A 19484-nucleotide genomic window follows, 5' to 3' on the forward strand; every position below is an offset into this window, starting at 1 on the left:
TGGTTGCCCGTCAGCCCTCGGGCAAGCTGACGCCGCAGATGAAATCGCTTGAGCCGATGCGGTGCGAGCCGAACTCCACGACGTAACTGTCGCCGCGGCGTTCGGCTTCTATTCTGGCGGTAGTCTGGTCGGCATATACATCGACCAGATGCCACGGATGGCGGTCGCGCAGCACGCCCCAGCCCAGCACCCAGCCTGGTCTGGCAGGGTCCGCCGGCAAGTTTTTCACGAGGCTGCGTATGCTCATCGGCTGCTCCCAGGACGCTTTGTCTCCTTACCCCCGCAGCCGCTCTAGGCGAGCGCGACCGGCTTCGGTAATGGCGTTCTCCCCTTCATCACTGATGCGATAACGACCGGAAGCCATTCTGGCAATCGAAAACCTCACCAGGTCAGTTTTGGCCAACGCTTCGCCAACTTCGTAACTCATGGCGCGCTCCAGGTCGAAAATCCTGATCGCTCCCATCTTATAACGAGCAAAGACGATCAGCGCCTCATCAATCGCCGCTTGGTTTACCGCTTGAACACGTTCCATGCTGACATCCTAGTTCGTGAGTGGCCCGATCCGTGGGCAGACAGACAACGGACCGTGGCAGTTCGTCGAATGCGCAACGCTACTATGTACACGCCAGGTGGGGTACTGGCTTTGCATCCATGCTGGATGATTGGACAGGCCAAGGATTCGCAAGAATTGACTCTAATCGGGGCCAGCCCGCGGGTATTACCGCTCTTGCAACTCTTCCCGGAGCCACGCGAGCAGCGCCTGCACTTCAGCCCGATCAGCCGCGCCTTGTGCTGTGTAGACAGAAAGGGCATCGGGCAGAGGAATGGATTCAGCGCACACTTGAATTAAAGCGCCCTCCTCGATCAGTTTTCCCGCACTGTGTCGCCATCCAAGAGCCACGCCGTGCCCCGCTACTGCTGCCTGCAGCATCAGCGGGTAGCTATCAAACACCTTACCAGGCGTATCTTCCGCTATCGCCCTGCCAAAAGCGCTTAACCAGTCTGACCAGTCAATGAAGTCCTGTGGTGTAGAGCGATAGTGCAAGAGCGTATGCAGGCGGAGCTCTTCAAGGCTCAACAACGTGTCAGCCGCCAGGTAACTGGGGCTGCACACCGGGAACACTTCATCGGCTGCCGTAAAGCACACTGCGTGCGGCCCGCTCGCGCGTCCGGTAGTTTGCAAGGCTACATCGAAGTGGTCAGTGAATTCGCCAAGAGGTCGCGTCGAGGTGATCACCTGAACCTCAAGGTGCGGGTATTGCTCGTGGAACCTGGCAAGACGGGGCATCAACCAGTAAAAGGCTTCGCATAGCTGGCACAGGAAGACCACCCGGTCGTTGCCATGGGTTTGCCGTAGTGACACGGCCTGATTACTGATGCTTCGCAATGCTGTGCTTACCGCCTCTGCCAGCGCTCGCCCCGCATCCGTCAAGAACACTGCTCGATTGCGGCGGACAAAGAGCTTCACACCCAGGTCGTGTTCCAGCGCCCTTATCTGCCGGCTGATGGCGGCCTGAGTGATGTGCAACTCGTCAGCGGCCTTGGAGAAGCTCTCCAACCGTGCGGCCGCCTCGAACGGCAACAAACTGGTCAGCGGAGGTAATGTGTTCCTGAGCATATTCATAATCAGCTGTTATGAATCCAAGCCTGAAAAGTCGCTTTTAACATACTTGCCGCGCGCGCAACATTGGCTGAACCCTTGATGGATTTCAGTTGATGACAACCTCACCTTCAACGCTTATCGCTGGAGTACTGTTCGCCGTCATGGCGACCCTGGCCTGGGCCCTCAACTTCATAGCGCCTTATGTCACTGGCCCCTACAGCATCTACGACCTGATGGTCATACGCTATTTGATAGCAGGTGCTCTGGGCGTGCTGGGCGTCATGCTGTGCCGCGCCCAAATGCGGTCGTTGCGGTTCTCTCAGCAGGTGCTCGCTGCAGGCCTGGGCGTAATAGGTTATCTAGGCTACGGCAGCTGTATTGCCGCAGGCGTAATTTTCGCCGGCCCGGTACTGGCGGCGGCGTTTGTGGGCCTCGTGCCGGTCTTGCTTGCCTTGCTCGGCAATGCCAAAGAAAAGACAGTGCAGTGGCGTCGCCTTGGATTACCACTGCTGTTCATTGTGCTTGGGCTCGTCCTTTCCAATATCAGCAGCGTGGCGCTGCCGCACGCGGATAGCGCCAGTTGGCTGGCGGGCGTTTTCTTCTCCGTCCCGGCAGTAGCACTGTGGTTGACCTTCAGCCTGCTCAATCAACGCGCTATGGGAAAGATCGCCCCTGCCGCCACACGCGCTTGGACGGGTTTGATGATGGCCGGCGCCGGCATAGCTACACTGTGCGTCCTGCCGTTATTACATTCGCTGGGCCTGCTTGAACTGACGAGTGCGAGTTTCGGTTTCACCACTGCGGCACGCTTTTATGCCTGGGGCTTGGTCCTCGCTGTTGTGTCTTCGGTGATTGGCGCCTGGGCCTGGAACGCTGCGACACGGCGGCTACCGATGGTGCTCTCAGGTCAACTGATCTCACTGGAGTCTTTGTTTGCCGCCCTGCTCGGCTTACTCTTCAACGCCAGACTGCCAACGTTCATAGAGACGTCAGGGCTTATCGCCGTGATTACAGGCGCCGGGTTGGCGGTGCACAGCATTCTCACGCAGGAGCACAGCAATGGATGCACTCACCAGAACGCTCAAAGCGACAATTGAGGCCGCTGATCACGCAATCACCGCCGAAGACTTCGACGAGTTAATGAAGTTTTATGCCGATGACGCAACGCTGGTGGTCAAACCGGGTTTGACGGTCACCGGCAAAGACAGCATCCGCCGCGCATTTGTCGCCATCGCGGAGCATTTCAATCACAGCATTGTTGTCACGCAAGGCGAGATGCAGGTCATTCCGGGGGCTGATGTCGCGCTCGTCGTCATGGAAACCCTGTTGCAGGCTACTGACAAGGCAGGTGACAAAATCGAGATTTCGCGCAAAGCAACTTACGTATTTCGATTCATTGCGGACCAATGGCTATGCGCCGTCGACAACTCCTACGGAACGACACTGCTGGACAACATCGTCGAGCCGTAGGAATCAAGTCAGGGGTGCCGGCAAACTATGCATCAGCCTGCTGCCGGCGCTTCTCCATGCGAATATCGCCTTCAGGCAACTGCTCCACGCAGCGCCAGCCGAGCTTGCGATAAAAACCGCTGGCGCGACTGGCCTCTGCGGTTTCCAGCCATATCGTCTCATGCTGCTGGAAAAGGAAGCACTCTGCGCGTTCCATAAGGCAGCGACCCAGACCCTGCCCCTCGAACTGGGGCAGTACGAATGCCGCGAACACACAAGCATCACCGCTATCAGCCATTGAAAAGCCAGCCGGGACACCATCGACCTCAGCGATCCAGATACACGGCGTTTCAGCGAGTGCCTGCTCAATGGCTTCGGCGGTGATGCCCATCTCCGTCAGTTGCTCACGCGACAGGTGGTTTTCCCGAACGCTTGTGCGGATATGGAAAATTGCATCGATATCAGCGGTGTTGGCCAGCCTGATTGTTTTCTACATGACGATTCCCTTCAGCTACTTTCAAGCGCTGGTACTTCATAGCGCCAGCGGAAGGTCCTTTTACCAGCTGTTGCGCATTAGAGCACTACGTTGACTTCAGTTATGCCGAGTAAAGCCGCCTGCTCGAGAACTTCGGCAGGAGTGGCATCGGCGTCAGGCATGACCAGGCTGTTCTCACCATCACCATGGTGCAACATGATCAAGTGCAGCGCAGCCTCATGGGTGGCAAGGTTATCCTGCTTGAGCTCGAGCTGGTGAGTGCGGCGCTCGCCGTTGAACAGGTATTCCAAGGTAAAGGTATGCATGGTCAGACTCTTATGTGGTGGACTAGACCCTTATCCTGACCAGCGAGACAGCTTTTTGGTTCGATTGGCTTCCAACAACTCTGGGCAAAACCAGACCGGCGCGGTCGCTGGTCTGGTTTCACAGCGCGAGTTAACGTCTCAGAAATGCCCGCTGCTGTTGACGATCCGCAGCGACAGCGCTTCGTAAGGTTCCAGGTTGATCATCAAGCGCCCGTCCTCGCTGAGGTCGCCCTCGACCGTTTCATTGATCATGTCGACCACGGTCCCCGGGGTAAAGCCGGCCAGTGTCAGTTCCTCGCTGATGACTTCAGCACTGAAGTTGAGCGCGCTGATCTGGATACCCTTGCCGGCAGGCAGTTCATGCACCATGACCAGCAAGCCGGGGCTGCTGACTTCTGGCACCAGAATTTGCTTGCTGCTGGCAATGCCATAGGCCTGACGCACAGCGAGGATCTTTTTCACCATGCTGGCAAACGAATCGCTGCGTTGCAGCTGGCTGTCCAGGCTGCCATACAGGTCGCGGGCCTTGGGGATACCCCGCACGGATGCTTGCTCGTCAGGTGCCAGGCCCGCCAGATCATAGCCACCGCGGTGAATCCAGCGCGTGTCGCCATCGAGCATGCGCTCGGCGACAGCCTCGGCCGGCAGTGGCAGTGCGCCGACCATGTCCCAGCCCGACAGCGCGAACACGCCGGGTTGCATGGCGTTGTACATCACCAGCAACAGGTGGATCTTCTGGATCTGGGCGATATCGTCCTCGGTGATCAGCTCCAGGTCACGAATCCCCAGCGTGGCAGTGATCAGGCTCGCGGTGGTGCAGGAGATGCCGTTGGTGACGAAACGCAGGTTGTACGGCGCATGCTCGCCAGACAAGCGCTCATGCATCTCTTCACGGATATGCTCGCGCAGGATGCTGCCGGGGATGGTCTGGCCCTTGTACATGAACATGTCATGGGCATGCAGGGTCCAGAAATGCACCAGCTCGGTGGTTAACTCGTCATGGTTCTGCAGGGCATGGATCAGCGAGGCAGGGTCAATCTTGAACGCATGCATCTGCTGCAGCATCAGGCGCAGGAACTCGGTATCGCCGGTCAGCAACGCGTGCTGGTAGGCCGGCCGAGTAACGAAGTCGTAGGATAGGTCGGCACCGCCCTTGGACATCTGGGCGATGTCATCCAGGGTCAGGTTCAGTTCCTGGAAGCTGAAACCGCCGGCCTTGCGGATCATCCCACCGAGGATCTGGTTGCCGGTGATCGATAACGGATGGCTCTCGGACCAGGCCGGGCCTTCGGCGCGGGCTTCGACGCCGAGGAAGCCGTTGGCATCCAGGCGGATACCGCGTGCGCCATGGCAGTCGAGGGCATACAGCGCATCACCGAGGATCATCTGCTGGGAGGTAAACGATGGGTCGAGCCAGTTCAGCGACGGCTGTCCTTCCTTGAAATAATGCAGATAGACCCAGCGCCGTTCGATGCCGTCGACGCCGGTAATCGCGGGTGTTGCACTCCAGTCGGTGTCCTTGACGCCCGGCTCGAAGAAGATCACCCGTTGCAACTGGCCGACAATGTAATGCCGCGCCTTCAACTCGTCGCATACCGCTGGTGACAGGTTGACGGCGTCGCGGCCCGCGGGCACGTCTGGCAGCAGATGCCAGTCTTCCTGACGAATCTCGACCATGTGATACAAGCCCGGATACAAGCCATAGGCCCGCTCGGCCAGCCTGAAGTCCGCGCCCTTGCCGGTATGTGCGGGGATCAGGTCATCGATGGTCACTGCGTTGTGCGCGGCGGCGATCCTGCTCATGCGCACCAATTCTTCTTCGGTACCGAACAGCGGGTCGACGTCAAAACTGATGCGGTCGAAGTTACCGTCCACGCTTGGCGTGAACTGATCACCGCTGATCCCACCGGCCTGCTTGATCGGACCGGTGTGAATGCCTTGGATGCCAATCTCGGACAACTGCTTCCACAGCGCTTCATGGCCCAGCGCCTGGAGCACCGAAGACCCTTCAGGCGAGACGATCGCGTCGGGGTACACCGTCAACCACACCGAGGATATTTCAATTGCCCGGCGCGGTTGCGACTCGGCATAGGCGTTCATCCACAGCCGCGACTGGCCGCCGTAGAGCTTGGCCCGGTCCTGGGAAATCTTGAGCATGGAACGCGCTTCGAGCCATTTAATGTAGTCGTCCTGATCTGTCATAAGCTCCCCACAAGGCAAAAGTGAATGTACGCAGGCTTTAGGGTATGACGCATGGCAGCAATGAACGTTCGCCTGGAGCGCTTTGCGCGGCGCTGGCGCAATGACACAATGCCGCACCCGTATCCAGAGCTGCGGCCTCACGCCATGAACGCCCCCGACCTTCGCCCCGAGATCACCCAGCACGTCAGGACCGATCGGCTCAAGCAGCTGTTCGTGCAATCGGCGCCGGCGGTGCTGGGCAGCTACCTGGCTGCAGCGATGCTGTGCTGGATGGGCTGGGAGCGCTTTGATCACAAAGCGGTGCTCATCTGGATGAGCGTGCTGACCGCGACCACGCTGCTGCGTACCGAGATGTTCATCACCTACCGCCGCGCCGCGCCCAACCAGAGCTCGCCGCAACAGTGGGAGCGCCGCTACTGGCTGACCTTGGCATTGTCGGCAGGCACCTGGGGCCTTGGCGCGCTTGCGGTGATGCCGGTCGGTGATCTGGTCGGGCAGACGCTGATCATTCTGTTTGCAGTAGGCATGTCGGTCAGCGCGGTGTCGTGTTACTCGTCCTTTCGCAATATGACCCTGGTGTCCGTTGCTCTGGTGCTGCTGCCCTGCACGATCTGGTTGTTACTGCAGCCTTCTGCCTTGCAACAAGGCATAGCCCTGGCGGTGCTGGTGTTTGCCTCGTTTGTCGTCAATGCCACCCGCAGTCTGTCGTCAGCACTGGAGACTGCTTGGCGCCTGAAGCATGAAATGGAACATGCCCACCGGCTGGCCATGATTGCCTCCTGCACAGACGGGCTGACCGGTTTGAACAATCGCCGAGCGTTCTTCGATCATGCCTCGGCCCAGCATGCCTTGTGCGAGCAGCAGAGCGGGCTGGTCGCTGTGCTGATGCTGGACGTCGACTTTTTCAAACAGATCAATGACACCTTCGGCCATGCGGCGGGGGATCGGGTCCTGCAACGCATTGGCACGGTCATCAGTGCCTGCCTGCGCGACGATGACATCGCAGGCAGGCTCGGCGGTGAAGAGTTCGCACTGTTGCTGCCCAACACGCCCCAGGCCGAGGCCGTCGAGATTGCCGAGCGCCTGCGGGCATTGATCGCCCAACTCAACGTCAGCAGCGAGCACGGCGTGACGGCAAGCATCGGCCTGGTCTATGCCACAACTGCCGAAAGTGATCTGGACGCATTGCTGGTCTGCGCCGATAAGGCCATGTACCGCGCCAAGGCCGCCGGCCGCAACCGGGTTGAACTGGTCGAGCACGCTCGCCCCACCGCCTGAGCGCCCCCGTTTGGGGCAACTTCGGCAAAGCCTGGCAACGTGCACCTGTTTGATGCGCCGCGCCTTCCCGCCGTTGATGGGGATTGAGCGTAAAAGCCGTTGGCGCGTCGTTTTTCTGATGCTAAACAGCGCCCAATCGCAATTTCTGCATCAATTCGAGCCCTAGCCACACTGCCCTGCCCGTTTCGGCACCTTCATTGCAACGCTGATCAGGTATGCGACAACGCTGCTGACGATGCGTAGCAAGGAGTGGGTATGTCCCGGGCTTTTTTCGATGAAATGTATGAGGCAAACGGAAGTTGCCGCTCCCACTACCAGGCTTTTTCGCGCTGGTTGGCCAATACACCGCTGGAATTGCTGGAACAACGTCGACGCGAGGCCGACCTGCTGTTCCACCGCGCTGGCATCACCTTTACCCTCTATGGTGACGCGCAGGACACCGAGCGCCTGATCCCCTTCGACATTATCCCGCGCAGCATCCGCGCCAGTGAATGGCGCATTGTCGAGCGCGGCTGCATTCAGCGGGTGCAGGCGCTGAACCTGTTTCTGCACGACATCTACCACGACCAACGCATTCTCAAGGCCGGCATCATTCCGCCCGAACAGGTATTGGCCAACGAGGGCTATCAGGTCGCAATGCAGGGTTTGAACCTGCACCGTGGGCTGTACGCGCACATTGCCGGGGTCGACCTGGTGCGCGACAGCGATGGCACTTATTACGTGCTCGAAGACAACCTGCGCACCCCAAGCGGCGTCAGCTACATGCTTGAAGACCGCAAGATGATGATGCGCCTGTTCCCCGAGCTGTTCGCCGCGCAGCGCATCGCCCCGATCGATCACTACCCGAACATGCTGCTGGACACGCTCAAGAGCGCCAGCCCGCTGGACAACCCGACCGCCGTAGTGCTCACCCCCGGGCGCTTCAACAGTGCCTATTTCGAGCATGCGTTTCTCGCCCGCGAGATGGGCATCGAACTGGTCGAAGGCGCCGACCTGTTCGTGCGTGACGAGCATCTTTATATGCGCACCACCGCCGGGCCGCAGCGGGTCGACGTGATCTACCGACGCCTGGATGACGACTACCTCGACCCGTTGTCTTTCAACCCGGACTCGACCCTTGGCGTGCCCGGGCTGATCTCGGTGTACCGCGCCGGCAATGTGGTGCTGGCCAATGCCGTCGGCACCGGCGTGGCCGACGACAAGTCGATCTACCCCTATGTAGGCGACATGATCCGCTTCTACCTCAGCGAAGAGCCCATCCTCAAGAACGTCCCCACCTGGCAATGCCGCAAGCCTGCCGACTTGTCCCACGTGCTGGCCAACTTGCCCGAACTGGTGGTCAAGGAGACCCAAGGCTCCGGCGGTTACGGCATGTTGGTCGGGCCGGCGGCAACGGCAGCGCAGATCGAGGACTTCCGCGCGCGCATCAAAGCCCGCCCGCATGCCTATATCGCCCAGCCGACCCTGTGCCTGTCGACCTGCCCGACCTTTGTCGAACAAGGCATCGCCCCGCGCCATATCGACCTGCGCCCGTTCGTTTTGTCCGGCAGCGAGACCCGCCTGGTGCCTGGCGGCCTGACCCGCGTGGCGTTGCAGGAAGGCTCGCTGGTGGTGAACTCGTCGCAGGGCGGCGGTACCAAGGATACCTGGGTGGTGGAGGACTGACCGATGCTCTCAAGAACCGCTTCCGATCTGTACTGGATGTCGCGCTACCTGGAGCGCGCCGAAAACCTCGCGCGCATGCTTGAAGTCAGCTACTCGCTGTCGTTGATGCCCCAGGCCGGCCGCTCCGATGGCCACGCTGAACTGGCCATGTCGCTGCTGGCCTCGGGCACCCTTGACGACTACCTGCGCAAGCACACCGAGCTCGACTCCGAGCGCATGCTGCACTTCTTCGCCCTCGATGCGGAAAACCCCAGCAGCATCTATTGCTGCCTACAGGCAGCGCGAACCAATGCCCACGCCGTGCGCGGGCGTATCACCGCCGACATGTGGGAAAACATCAACGCCACCTGGATCGAGATGCGCAACATCGCCAGCAACGGCCTCGGCCGCTATGGCATCAGCCAGTTCTGCGACTGGGTCAAGGAGCGCTCGCATCTGTTCCGCGGCGCCACCTCCGGCACCATCATGCGCAACGATGCTTACAGCTTCATCCGCCTGGGAACCTTTCTCGAGCGTGCCGACAATACCCTGCGCCTGCTCGATGCGCGCTATGAAATGTTCGGCGAAACCTCCGAAGAAGTCAGCGACGACTCGGCCCGCGGCTATTACCAGTGGAGCGCCCTGCTGCGCGCCCTGACCTCTTATGAGGCGTTCAACGAGATCTACCGTAACGCGCCCAGCGCGCGGCCGGTGTCGGAGCTGTTGTTGTTGCGGGTCGACGTACCGCGCTCGCTGCATTCCTGTATCGACGAGCTGGACCAGATCCTCGCCGGCTTGCCGGGCAACACCGGTCGCGCCGCCCAGCGCATGGCCGCCGAACTCAATGCGCGCCTGCGCTACACCGGCATCGACGAAATTCTCGACGCCGGCCTGCACCTGTGGCTGACCGACTTCATCGGCCGTATCCACCAGCTGGGCCAGAGCGTGCACAATTCCTACCTGGAGGTCGTATGAAACTGTCTATCCGTCACGACACCACCTACAGCTACGCCAGCGATGTCAGCAACAGCATCCAGCTGCTGCGCCTGACCCCGCGCAGCAGCGATCGCCAGCGTATCCTCGACTGGCAGCTGGAGCTGCCGCGCAAGGTCAACAGCCAGATCGATCCCTACGGCAACATCCTGCATGTGCTGACGTTGGACAAACCCCACGGGCACCTGGCCCTGACCGCCAGCGGCCAGGTCGAAATCGACTCCGAATGCGAGCAGGAAGCCGGCGAGCAGTCGCCCCTGCCGTTTCTGCGTTCCAGCCACCTGACCAAGGCCGATGACACGCTCAAGGCCTTTGCCATTCAGCATTGCGGCGCGCACCGTGACCGCGCAGCGCTGACCGCATTGATGCAGGGCCTCGCCGACCAGATGCCGTACAGCCCGGGAACCACCTCGGTAGTCACTACCGCCATCGAAGCCTTCAACGGCGGTGCCGGTGTATGCCAGGACCACACCCACGCCTTTCTCGCCTGCGCCCGCAGTTTGGGCGTTCCGGCGCGCTATGTGTCCGGCTATCTGTGCACCGAGGATGAAACCCACCTGGCCAGCCACGCCTGGGCCGAAGCCTGGATCGATGACGCCTGGTACAGCTTCGATGTGACCAACCGCATCACCCGCCCCGAGCGCCACCTGAAACTGGCAGTCGGCCTCGACTACCTGGATGCCTGCCCGGTCCGCGGTGTACGCCGCGGTGGCGGCACCGAGTCGATGCAGGCCAGCGTTCACGTCCATCGCCAGTAGCAACAAAGCCCCGTCAGGTTCGCCAGGACGGGGCCTCTATTCCCACAGCACAAGGTAACCAGCATGACCTATTGCGTCGCCATGCACGTGGCAGACGGACTGGTGTTCATCTGCGACTCACGCACCAACGCAGGCATCGACCAGATCTCCACTTTTCGCAAGTTGTTCGTCTTCAGCGCGCCAGGTGAACGCCTGATCGTGTTGCAGACCGCAGGCAACCTGGCCACTTCGCAATCGGTGGTCAGCCTGCTCGAACAGCGCAGCCGCGGCAGCGGCACCCACTTGCTGAATGTCACCTCGCTGTACGACGCCACGGTGCTGGTTGCCGATACGCTGCGCGAAGTCATTAGCCGCGACCGCAGCAAGCTGACCGCACAGATCGACCTGAGCTGCACGATCATGGTCGGCGGCCAGATCGCCGGCGCCGAGATGGGCATCTATAACGTCTACGCCCAGGGCAACTTCTTCCAGGCCACCCAGGACACGCCGTTTCTGCAGCTTGGCGAGAGCAAGTACGGCCGGCCGATTCTCGATCGCAACCTGACCTACCACACCCCTTTGGACGAGGCGCTGCGCTGCGGCCTGATTTCGTTCGACTCGACCATCCGCAGCAATCTGTCAGTGGGCATGCCGCTGGATCTGCTGGTGTATGCCAAGGACAGCTTTGCCGCCAAGGCGCCGGTGCGCATCCATCAGGATGACCCGTACTACAGCCATATTCGCCGGCAATGGAGCGATGGTTTGAAGAATCTGCTGGCTGATCTGCAGCCGCCGCCGCGTGAGTTCATGGCCGATTGATCCGGCTCAGGGTTCGACGATGCGCAATAGCCTGGCGTCAGGCCCGTCGGTGAGGACGTAGATTGAACCGTCCGGCGCAACCTTCACATCGCGCATCCGCTCCTTCAGGTCTGCCAGCAGCAGTTGCTGCCCGACCACTTGGCGGCCGTTGCGCAATACTCGACGCACCGCCCGTTCCTTGAGCGCAGGTACCAGCAAATTGCCGCGCCAGTCTGGGAACATCGTGCCGCGATAGACGGCAAGGCCGGCCGGTGCGATCGAGGGTGTCCACTGCACGACTGGATCTTCATAGCCCGCCAGCTGACGTAGTGGTGTTACCTGTGCAAACGGATAGTCAACTCCGCCGGTAACGATGGGCCAGCCATAGTTGCCGCCCGGCACTATCTGATTGATCTCGTCACCACCGCGGGGGCCGTGTTCGCTGAGCAGCAAATCGCCGGTTGCAGGATCGACCGCGATGCCCTGCGGGTTGCGATGGCCCAGGCTGTAGAGCTCGGCAGCGGTGCCTGCCTGATCGATGAAAGGATTGTCCGCCGGTGGCCGGCCATCGCGGTCGAGCCTGACCACGCTGCCCAGCGAATTGGCCCGGTTTTGCGCCTCTTCGCGGCGCGTGCTGCCATCGCCTACGGTCAGCACCAGGGTCTCATCGGCGAGAAATGCCAGGCGCCCGCCGTTGTTGCCGGCGCTGGGCTTGAGTGTCGATTTGAACAGCACGCGGACGTCATTCAACGCATTGCCAACCAGTCTGCCCCGCACCAGCTGCGTGCCATTGGCGCCTGCCTTGCCATAACCCATGGTTAGATAAAGCAGGCCGTTGTGCTCGAACTGCGGGTCCAGCACGACATCCATCAAACCAGTGACAGCACCTTGCTGGAACAGCGCCGGAAGCCCATCGAGGTTTACCTGTGCAGTTGAGCCGTCGCTGCTGATAGCCAGCAGGCGCCCTGCCATCTCGGTCACCAATGCGCGTCCATCCGGCAGTAGTGCAACCGACCATGGCTGTCTCAAGCCAGTGGCCACTGTCTGGACTTTGTATCTACTCGCATCAACGACGGCAGGCCGCTCGACGCCAGCCGGTGCGCCAATAAAGAACAGGATGGCCGGGATACCAGCCAGCGCGACCGCCAATAGCGCCTTGGCCCGGTCCTGACTGCTTACAACTGCGAGGGTTGGTGAGGTCAGCTGTGCATACAGCAAACCCGCGACAATCCCCGTCGAAGCCATCAACACCTGGCCGAGCAAGTCTCTGGTGCCGGGGATCGCCGGCATGGGAATGACCGAGCGCATCAGCCAGAACACCGTCCAAAGCCCACACATGCCAGCACCTGCACATAATGCCATGCGTGGCACTGAAACCTTGTTGGCCAGCCAATGCGCCAGCAGCAACGCCGGGGCGAGCGTCGCAACTGCAATAGCCATCATGATCGGCGCGAAGGTCATCAGATCCGTCACGGTCGAGTGCATGCGGATCGATGCCGTGATCGGCGCCCCCAGCCCGATCAACTCACTGAGTATCAGTTGCGTCTGGATGATGCTGGCGAGCAGCGCCGTGACCAAGCTGGCTGCGAGTACACCGAGGATGTGGCGCATGGGTGTCTGCATCGGGTTATTTCCTGCACTAGGGTGGCTGACATCACTTCATATTGGCAAACCAACAACCAGGCTTTGAACTTCAGCCACAATCTGCTTCGTCGCGTCTTCAACGCTACCCTCATTGCGACACAATACCCAGCCATGCTCGGCAACCGCACGTTCAAACGTTTCGCTCGAAGCGACGTGCTCTTGCAGCGTGTGCATCACGGTACTGTTCAAACCACGCGAGCGTGCCGCTGCCCTGGCCCATGAAATGTGCGGGGCGGTGACGACGCCGACGTGCAGGTCGGGCACCTGCACGTCACGCTCAAGGTTCAGCTGAAGGATCTGCGCAAACGGCACCAGACGGCGAAAGGCAGCATCGGAGGGATACCAGCGGTCGATCAGGATGATGCTGTCGGCGGGCTGTTTGGGCAGGACCTGCTTTGAGATCCAGGCGCGGCTGTCTGCCAGGCGTTGGCAGATTTGCAACTCCAGGTCTGCACAAGGGGTTCGCGCTACCTGGTTGACCAGGGCCATGGTGTCGCCACGAAACGGATCGCTCTTTTTCTCGCAAAGGCGGACAACCTTGTTGCCCTCCGCGCGCAGAGCCTGAGTCACGGTTTCCAGAAGCGTGGTTTTACCGGTGCCTTTAGGGCCGTCGAAGGCGACGAACAACGGACGATTCACAGGGCCTGCAGTCAGCAAAGTCACTACCTTCAATGCGCTCATGGCGAGCCGCATTCTACCCTGCTTAATGGGTGACGGTAGGGGCGCTCTGCGCCCCTTTCGCGACACAAGGCCGCTCCTACAGATGTACGCGCTGGCCTGCCGGATGCGGTCAATCTGTAGGAGCGGCCTTGCCGGGGCGCCGGACCGGTCGGAAAGGATTGCGAAGCAGCCCCGACGTTCTCGACCTAAACACAAGTTTCAGAAGTGCTGACCGTACACTCAGCCAAGCCGGCTGGCTATCGCCCGCAACGCCAGCAGATACCCTTCAACCCCAAGGCCTGCAATCACGCCATTGGCCACCGTCGAGGTAATCGAATGGCGATGCAGCTCATCGCGTGCATGGATGTTGGAAATGTGCACCTCCAGCAACGGCGCCTTGATCAACTTCATCGCATCCAGCACCGGGATGGAGTGGAACGAAAAGCCGGCGGGGTTGATGATCACTGCCGCCTCGCGCTCGAAGGCTTCCTGCAACCAGTCAACCATGACCCCTTCATGATTGGTCTGGCGAAACTCACACACCAGGTCCAGTTCGGCCGCCAACTGCTGGCAATCGTGTTTCACCTCGGCCAGTGTCGTCGTGCCATAGATTTCGGGTTCGCGGCGGCCCAGCATGTTCAGGTTGGGGCCGTTGAGGATTAAGACTGAACGATTCATGGTCGGACTCTGCATTTATTTGAGGTACTGGGGTGACGCGTTGGCCTGCACAGTGGCGTCGCCGTCGGCTTGGTCGAGATCGATGCCGCGGGTTTCCGGGCCGATCAGAATCATCGCCAGCGAGACCAGATTGATCGCGGCGCAAATAGCCACCAGCAGCCAGGGTGAATTGCCGGTCTGGCTCATCAGCCACACGGCGAGGATAGGCATCGGCCCGCCGATCAGCAGGTTGGCACCGGTGTAGGCCAGGGCCGAGCCGCTGTAACGCACGTTGGTCGGGAACGCTTCGGCAAAGGCGACGGGCTGGATTCCGCTCTGGAACTGGGTGAAACCGAGGAACAGCCCCATCGCTGCCATGATCACTGCCGGTTGCTGGGTATTGAGCATCGGGAAGTAGACCATCAGGATCGCCAGGGTCATGCAGGAGCCAAACGCCAAGGCCTTCTTGCGCCCCCAACGGTCGCTCAGGTAGCCGCCGGCCAGCGCACCGAAGATGGCGCAGACGTTGGCCACCATCAGTGACATGAAGCCCATGGACTGGCTCATGCCGAGGTTTTTGACCAGATAGCTCAAGCTGAAGATGACGATCAGGTAGAACAGCGCGGCCGGCGAGCAGAAGAACAGCATCAAACGCAGAATGGTCCGCGAGTGCGTCTTCAGCACATCTTTCAACGGGCTGCCTGCATGGGGCGCCTGGGTCTTCTGCAAGGCAACGAAGGCAGGCGTTTCACTGACCTTGAGGCGAATAAAGATCGCCACCACCACCAGCACGAAACTCATCAGGAAGGGTATGCGCCAGCCAAACGACTCGAACTGCTCGGCACTGAGCAACGCGGCCAGGCCAAGCAATGCGCCGTTGGCAAGTATCTGACTGAGTGGCGAGCACAGGCCGAGAAGCCCTGAATAGAACCCGCGCCGATCCGAGCGTGCATGTTCCAGGGCCATCAGCTGCGCGCCAGTCGACTCGCCGCCCAGCGCGAAGCCCTGAATGATCCGCAGGATCACCAACATGATCGGCGCCCAGATCCCCACCTGCGCGTAGGTCGGCAGCAGCCCCATCAGCACCGAGGCCAGGCCCATCAAGCTGACTGTCGCGAGCATCAGGTTGCGCCGGCCGAGTTTGTCACCCAGATAGCCGCAGGTGATCGCGCCCAGTGGCCGCGCCGCCAGTCCTACGCCAAAGGTCGCCAGTGACGCGAGCAAGCCGGAGGTGGGCTCCATGGCCGGGAAGAACAGCTTGGGCAGGACCGTTGCAGCTACCGCGCCGTAAAGGGTGAAGTCGAACCACTCCAGCGCGGTACCGATGGTGGCGGCGGTGACCGCCTTTCTGGACATCTGACTGTCTGCAGCAGAGGCATCTGTCGTATTCATGAGTGTCTCAATCATTATTGTTATCGAGCGCCCGTAGCGGACGGTTGTGCATCTGAGTCGACTCTAGGCGCTTTCACCTGCAAGATAATTATCGAAAACCGGATAAATTCATAAGCTAGCCTTATACAGGTCGAATCATGGAGCTACGTCATCTGCGCGCGTTCGTCTGCGCCGCCGAGTTTCAGCACTTCAGCAAGGCTGCCGAGCATTTGCAGGTTGCCCAACCTGCGTTGAGTCAGCTGATCAAGACTCTGGAGAGCGAGCTGGCCGTCACGCTGTTTCGCCGGGCCAATCGCGGCGTCGAACTGACCGCCGCTGGCGCGGCGTTTCTACCGCATGCGCGGGACGCCCTGCATTCCAGTGAGCTGGCCGTGGCCGCCGCCAAGCGCGCTCGGCGCGGAGAGATCGGTGAAATTACCATCGGCTACCACTCGGCACTGCTCGAGGCCAATCTGCCACAGTTGATTCGGCACTATTTCAGCAGCTATCCGGAAGTCAAGGTGACCCTGCTCGATGCGCGCATTCAGGCTCAGTTCGACAAACTGCTGGAAGGCACGCTCGACATCGGCTTTGCCCGGATCTTCAAGGACCATTTGCCCGCCCGCCTGCGCACCCACTGCTTCAGTACCTCCAGGCTGGTCCTGCTGATGCCTGACAACCATCCCCTGGCAGATACCTTCAACGGCGATCTGGCGAGCCTGCGCCAGGAGAAGTTCATCTTCCTCGAAGACCCGCTCGGCATCGGCCTGACCTCACACATACTGCAGCTGTGCCGGCAGTATCAGTTGCACCCTGCCAACGTCATGCAAGTGCCTTCGTTGATGAGCATTCCTGGCCTGATTGCAGCAGGTATCGGCATCAGCATTCTCCCGCAAACCCTCACTCAACTGAGCATGCCGGGCATCCGTACGCTCGAACTCGAGCAGGCCGACATGCACAGCGAGCTGTCGTTGATCACCCGCGTGGACGAGCGCTCACGGGCAGTCATGCATTTTCTGGATGAGGCGCAAGGCTGGTTGAGCTGAGCTTTTTCGATGCGGAGTACATCTGTACTCCGCAGGCATCTACAGCATTAGCTGGCCAAGCGATGAACCGCCTCGACGGAGCGTGTTCACATCCATAAACTGCTCAGTTAAACGTTTCAGCGTATTTCAACAAGGATCCCGATGTCAGTTCACCAAGCCCCTCCCCCAACCGCCTCCAAAGCCACCGTGGCGAAAATGGAGGCCGCCATGGCCCTGGGCAGCTTCGCCATCGGCACTGGCGAGTTCGCGATCATGGGCCTGATGCCCGACATTGCCAGCAACCTGCACCTGAGCGAGCCTCAAGTCGGCCACGCGATCAGTGCCTACGCCCTGGGCGTGGTGGTCGGCGCACCGGCGCTGGCGATTCTCGGCGCCAAGCTGCTGCGCAAGCACATGCTGCTGTTGCTGATGGCGCTGTATGCCGCGGGCAACCTGGCGACAGCTTTTGCCCCATCATTCGGCGGCCTGGTGGCGTTCCGCTTCATCAGCGGCCTGCCCCATGGCGCCTATTTTGGTATCGCGGCGGTGGTGGCCTCGAGCATGGTCGCGAGTAACCAGCGGGCCGGGGCGGTGGCGCGAGTGATGCTCGGGCTGACCCTGGCCATGCTGCTGGGCAATCCCGTGGCAACCCTGCTGGGGCAGTACTTTGGCTGGCGGTCGGCATTCTTGCTGGTGGGCGTGATCGCGCTATGCACCATTGCCCTGGTCTGGCGTTATGTGCCGCAGCGTGACGATGAAGCACGCAGCGATCCGCGCAAGGAGTTGCAGGCGTTCCGCTTGCCGCAAGTGTGGATGGCGCTGGGCATTGCCGCCGTGGGCTTTGCCGGGATGTTCTGCGTGTTCAGCTATCTGGCGCCCACCATGCTCGAGGTGACCGGCACTTCGGCACAGATGATCCCCTTTGCCCTGGCGGCATTTGGCGCCGGCGGCATCATCGGCAACATTGCCGGCGGCAAGCTGTTTGATCGGCTGCAGTTCCGTGCGGTAGGCCTGGTGTTGCTCTGGTCGATCGGCGTGCTGCTGTTCTTCACCTACGCCGCCCATGCACTGTGGTCAGTCATGCTCGGTATCGCCTTGGTCGGCAGCATGATCGCCCTGGCAGCGCCGCTGCAGATTCGCTTGATGGACATCGCCCACGAGGCGCCGAGCCTGGCGGCGGCATCCAACCACGCAGCGTTCAACCTGGCCAATGCGCTGGGGCCGTGGCTGGGCGGCATGGCGATTACTGCTGGACTGGGCTGGACCAGCACGGGTTACATCGGCGCGGCGACCGCGTTGGTCGGCCTGGGCCTGTATCTGCTGGCGCGCCGCATGAAGGGCGGCCACTAAGCAAACACGTGGGCGCAACAGTACTGACTGTTGCGCCCTGCTTCAATCAGGCATACGGCCTTGGCGCAGGCGTGCGGGCATTGAGTAGTGGCCGCGCCAGGCTGATCAGGCCCAGTCCGGCCAGCGCCGCGCCAACCCACAGCGGCGCACGCAGGCCAAAGCCCGCATCGATCGCCTGGCCCCCCGCCCAACTGCCAAAGGCCAAACCAGCGGTGATGACCGAGGTGTGCAGGGTATTGACCAACGCGCCCGGCTCGGCGGCCTTCATCACCCGCGCGACCATCGCTGGGTTGAGCGCCACGCCGGTAAAACCGATCAGGATAAAGCACAGCAAATTCAACCAGCGATGCTCGCCGCCCAGCGCAAAGCCGGCCATGGCCAGCACCAGCAGCGCCAGACCCCAACCCAAGGCGCGGAAGGTGTGCCGCTCGGCGATACGTCCGATGAACAGGTTGCCAAGCACGTTGGCGACGCCGTACAGCGCCAGCAGCGGTGCGACGTAAGCGGGCAATACACCGACTTCGTTGATCAAGATCGGTGTGATGTAGCTGAATGCGGCAAAGGTCGCTCCGATGATCAGCCCGCTGGTGACATAGGCACCCCACAGGCTGCGGCTTTTCAGATCGTCCAGTTGCCGACGCAGGCTGGGCTGCTGGCCGACGACGTCCTGCGGCAGCTGGCGTGCGACCAGCAAGGTGCACAGCAGCGCCAGGGCAACGATCATCCAGGCACTGGCGCGCCAGCCGGCGACCTGCTCGATCACCGTGGTCAGCGGCACGCCGGCCACCGGCGACAGCATCAGCCCCGCCAGCACCACCGCGATCGCCCTGCCCCGCGCGGCCAACGGCACCAGCCCGGCACACAGAGTCATGCACAGGCCGATGCAGGCTGCACTGGCCACACCCATGATCACCCGCGCCGTCAGCAGGATGGTGTAGCTCGGCGCCACGGCGGACACCCCGGCGGCCAATAAATAGACGACCAACAAGGCGATCAACGCCCGTTTGTTACCGATGCCGCGAGAAATCAACAGCACTGTGAGCGGCGGCCCACCGAGGGCCATGCCCAATGCATAGAAGGCAATCAGGTTGCCGACCTGGGCCAGGCTGACGGAGAAGGCATCAGCCAATGCCGGCATCATCCCGGCAACCATGAACTCGGCGGTGACCAGGGTGAAGATGGTCAAACCCAGCAGGTAGACGGTTGCTGGCAGCTTGTACGGGGTAGTCATAACACGCTCAGACAGAAAAACAGAGCGGGCTACCCTAGGCA

General features: G+C 61.1%; 20 protein-coding genes. 9 read left to right on the forward strand and 11 right to left on the reverse strand.

Annotation, left to right across the window (positions count from 1 at the left end; translation table 11 throughout):
• Positions 1–10: 10 nt before the first annotated feature.
• The 3 genes from M2396_RS06100 to M2396_RS06110 all read right to left on the reverse strand — a co-directional run bounded on the left by M2396_RS06100 (position 11) and on the right by M2396_RS06110 (position 1624).
• Positions 11–247 (reverse strand): hypothetical protein, encoded by a 237-nt coding sequence (locus M2396_RS06100; RefSeq protein ID WP_150571603.1) that lies wholly within the window; start codon positions 245–247, stop codon positions 11–13.
• 27 nt (positions 248–274) lie between these two features.
• The gene (locus M2396_RS06105; protein WP_101319275.1) at positions 275–532 is read right to left on the reverse strand and encodes a hypothetical protein; all 258 of its coding nucleotides are present in this window, start codon (positions 530–532) and stop codon (positions 275–277) included.
• A gap of 186 nt (positions 533–718) precedes the next feature.
• Positions 719–1624: a LysR substrate-binding domain-containing protein gene (locus M2396_RS06110; RefSeq protein WP_259073831.1), complete on the reverse strand. Its 906-nt coding sequence runs from the start codon at positions 1622–1624 to the stop codon at positions 719–721.
• Positions 1625–1716: 92 nt separating this feature from the next.
• Between M2396_RS06110 and M2396_RS06115 the strand changes: the two genes are divergently transcribed.
• Entirely contained in the window at positions 1717–2700 is a 984-nt protein-coding gene (locus M2396_RS06115) for an EamA/RhaT family transporter (RefSeq protein ID WP_259073834.1), read from the forward strand.
• On the forward strand, positions 2663–3073 hold the full coding sequence (locus M2396_RS06120) for a nuclear transport factor 2 family protein (protein WP_181087897.1): 411 nt from the start codon (positions 2663–2665) through the stop codon (positions 3071–3073). Before M2396_RS06115 ends, M2396_RS06120 begins: the two co-directional genes overlap by 38 nt.
• Before the next feature lie 25 nt (positions 3074–3098).
• Here M2396_RS06120 and M2396_RS06125 read toward each other — a convergent pair whose 3' ends face one another.
• The 3 genes from M2396_RS06125 to treS form a co-directional block, all read right to left on the reverse strand.
• Complete coding sequence (locus M2396_RS06125) at positions 3099–3443, reverse strand: GNAT family N-acetyltransferase (RefSeq protein WP_409035078.1); 345 nt, start codon at positions 3441–3443, stop codon at positions 3099–3101.
• 182 nt (positions 3444–3625) lie between these two features.
• On the reverse strand, positions 3626–3853 hold the full coding sequence (locus tag M2396_RS06130; RefSeq protein ID WP_259073836.1) for a hypothetical protein: 228 nt from the start codon (positions 3851–3853) through the stop codon (positions 3626–3628).
• A 138-nt stretch (positions 3854–3991) separates the two neighbouring features.
• Positions 3992–6055 carry a maltose alpha-D-glucosyltransferase gene (gene treS / locus M2396_RS06135; RefSeq protein WP_259073839.1) on the reverse strand — a complete coding sequence of 688 codons (2064 nt, stop codon included), beginning with the start codon at positions 6053–6055 and terminating at the stop codon, positions 3992–3994.
• A gap of 231 nt (positions 6056–6286) precedes the next feature.
• Here treS and M2396_RS06140 point away from each other — a divergent pair, with 231 nt between their 5' ends.
• The 5 genes from M2396_RS06140 (at position 6287) to M2396_RS06160 (ending at position 11526) form a co-directional block, all read left to right on the forward strand.
• The gene (locus tag M2396_RS06140; protein WP_259074233.1) at positions 6287–7333 is read left to right on the forward strand and encodes a GGDEF domain-containing protein; all 1047 of its coding nucleotides are present in this window, start codon (positions 6287–6289) and stop codon (positions 7331–7333) included.
• 255 nt (positions 7334–7588) lie between these two features.
• Positions 7589–8998: a circularly permuted type 2 ATP-grasp protein gene (locus M2396_RS06145; RefSeq protein ID WP_101319265.1), complete on the forward strand. Its 1410-nt coding sequence runs from the start codon at positions 7589–7591 to the stop codon at positions 8996–8998.
• A 3-nt stretch (positions 8999–9001) separates the two neighbouring features.
• Complete coding sequence (locus M2396_RS06150) at positions 9002–9952, forward strand: alpha-E domain-containing protein (protein ID WP_101319263.1); 951 nt, start codon at positions 9002–9004, stop codon at positions 9950–9952.
• Complete coding sequence (locus M2396_RS06155; RefSeq protein ID WP_259073842.1) at positions 9949–10728, forward strand: transglutaminase family protein; 780 nt, start codon at positions 9949–9951, stop codon at positions 10726–10728. Before M2396_RS06150 ends, M2396_RS06155 begins: the two co-directional genes overlap by 4 nt.
• A gap of 63 nt (positions 10729–10791) precedes the next feature.
• The gene (locus M2396_RS06160; RefSeq protein WP_101319260.1) at positions 10792–11526 is read left to right on the forward strand and encodes a peptidase; all 735 of its coding nucleotides are present in this window, start codon (positions 10792–10794) and stop codon (positions 11524–11526) included.
• A gap of 6 nt (positions 11527–11532) precedes the next feature.
• On the opposite strand, the gene M2396_RS06165 is transcribed toward M2396_RS06160, so the two are convergent.
• From M2396_RS06165 to M2396_RS06180, 4 genes are all read right to left on the reverse strand, one after another.
• Positions 11533–13128, reverse strand: a complete 1596-nt coding sequence (locus M2396_RS06165) for a PQQ-dependent sugar dehydrogenase (protein WP_259073847.1) — start codon at positions 13126–13128, stop codon at positions 11533–11535.
• Positions 13129–13164: 36 nt separating this feature from the next.
• Positions 13165–13788 carry a dTMP kinase gene (locus M2396_RS06170; protein WP_259074234.1) on the reverse strand — a complete coding sequence of 208 codons (624 nt, stop codon included), beginning with the start codon at positions 13786–13788 and terminating at the stop codon, positions 13165–13167.
• 261 nt (positions 13789–14049) lie between these two features.
• On the reverse strand, positions 14050–14487 hold the full coding sequence (gene aroQ / locus M2396_RS06175) for a type II 3-dehydroquinate dehydratase (protein ID WP_181106381.1): 438 nt from the start codon (positions 14485–14487) through the stop codon (positions 14050–14052).
• A gap of 15 nt (positions 14488–14502) precedes the next feature.
• Positions 14503–15858 carry an MFS transporter gene (locus tag M2396_RS06180; RefSeq protein WP_220633585.1) on the reverse strand — a complete coding sequence of 452 codons (1356 nt, stop codon included), beginning with the start codon at positions 15856–15858 and terminating at the stop codon, positions 14503–14505.
• Positions 15859–15995: 137 nt separating this feature from the next.
• Here M2396_RS06180 and M2396_RS06185 point away from each other — a divergent pair, with 137 nt between their 5' ends.
• Both M2396_RS06185 and M2396_RS06190 read left to right on the forward strand, forming a co-directional pair.
• Complete coding sequence (locus M2396_RS06185; protein ID WP_259073851.1) at positions 15996–16883, forward strand: LysR family transcriptional regulator; 888 nt, start codon at positions 15996–15998, stop codon at positions 16881–16883.
• Between the two features lie 141 nt (positions 16884–17024).
• Positions 17025–18212 carry an MFS transporter gene (locus M2396_RS06190; protein WP_178080764.1) on the forward strand — a complete coding sequence of 396 codons (1188 nt, stop codon included), beginning with the start codon at positions 17025–17027 and terminating at the stop codon, positions 18210–18212.
• Positions 18213–18258: 46 nt separating this feature from the next.
• Here M2396_RS06190 and M2396_RS06195 read toward each other — a convergent pair whose 3' ends face one another.
• Positions 18259–19443 carry an MFS transporter gene (locus tag M2396_RS06195; RefSeq protein ID WP_259073856.1) on the reverse strand — a complete coding sequence of 395 codons (1185 nt, stop codon included), beginning with the start codon at positions 19441–19443 and terminating at the stop codon, positions 18259–18261.
• Positions 19444–19484 lie beyond the last annotated feature (41 nt).

The sequence above is a fragment of the Pseudomonas sp. BIGb0278 genome (assembly GCF_024809895.1).
In the GTDB taxonomy this organism is placed as follows: Bacteria; Pseudomonadota; Gammaproteobacteria; order Pseudomonadales; family Pseudomonadaceae; genus Aquipseudomonas; species Aquipseudomonas shirazensis.

Bases quoted from the DNA above. Each gene is read 5' to 3' on its own strand.
- M2396_RS06150 (WP_101319263.1), top strand. From the start codon at position 9,002: ATGCTCTCAAGAACCGCTTCCGATCTGTACTGGATGTCGCGCTACCTG.
- treS (WP_259073839.1), bottom strand. From the start codon at position 6,055: ATGACAGATCAGGACGACTACATTAAATGGCTCGAAGCGCGTTCCATG.
- M2396_RS06145 (WP_101319265.1), top strand. From the start codon at position 7,589: ATGTCCCGGGCTTTTTTCGATGAAATGTATGAGGCAAACGGAAGTTGC.
- M2396_RS06110 (WP_259073831.1), bottom strand. From the start codon at position 1,624: ATGAATATGCTCAGGAACACATTACCTCCGCTGACCAGTTTGTTGCCG.
- M2396_RS06105 (WP_101319275.1), bottom strand. From the start codon at position 532: ATGGAACGTGTTCAAGCGGTAAACCAAGCGGCGATTGATGAGGCGCTG.
- M2396_RS06125 (WP_409035078.1), bottom strand. From the start codon at position 3,443: ATGGGCATCACCGCCGAAGCCATTGAGCAGGCACTCGCTGAAACGCCG.
- aroQ (WP_181106381.1), bottom strand. From the start codon at position 14,487: ATGAATCGTTCAGTCTTAATCCTCAACGGCCCCAACCTGAACATGCTG.
- M2396_RS06160 (WP_101319260.1), top strand. From the start codon at position 10,792: ATGACCTATTGCGTCGCCATGCACGTGGCAGACGGACTGGTGTTCATC.
- M2396_RS06115 (WP_259073834.1), top strand. From the start codon at position 1,717: ATGACAACCTCACCTTCAACGCTTATCGCTGGAGTACTGTTCGCCGTC.
- M2396_RS06195 (WP_259073856.1), bottom strand. From the start codon at position 19,443: ATGACTACCCCGTACAAGCTGCCAGCAACCGTCTACCTGCTGGGTTTG.
- M2396_RS06190 (WP_178080764.1), top strand. From the start codon at position 17,025: ATGTCAGTTCACCAAGCCCCTCCCCCAACCGCCTCCAAAGCCACCGTG.
- M2396_RS06165 (WP_259073847.1), bottom strand. From the start codon at position 13,128: ATGCAGACACCCATGCGCCACATCCTCGGTGTACTCGCAGCCAGCTTG.
- M2396_RS06185 (WP_259073851.1), top strand. From the start codon at position 15,996: ATGGAGCTACGTCATCTGCGCGCGTTCGTCTGCGCCGCCGAGTTTCAG.
- M2396_RS06120 (WP_181087897.1), top strand. From the start codon at position 2,663: ATGGATGCACTCACCAGAACGCTCAAAGCGACAATTGAGGCCGCTGAT.
- M2396_RS06130 (WP_259073836.1), bottom strand. From the start codon at position 3,853: ATGCATACCTTTACCTTGGAATACCTGTTCAACGGCGAGCGCCGCACT.
- M2396_RS06155 (WP_259073842.1), top strand. From the start codon at position 9,949: ATGAAACTGTCTATCCGTCACGACACCACCTACAGCTACGCCAGCGAT.
- M2396_RS06180 (WP_220633585.1), bottom strand. From the start codon at position 15,858: ATGAATACGACAGATGCCTCTGCTGCAGACAGTCAGATGTCCAGAAAG.
- M2396_RS06100 (WP_150571603.1), bottom strand. From the start codon at position 247: ATGAGCATACGCAGCCTCGTGAAAAACTTGCCGGCGGACCCTGCCAGA.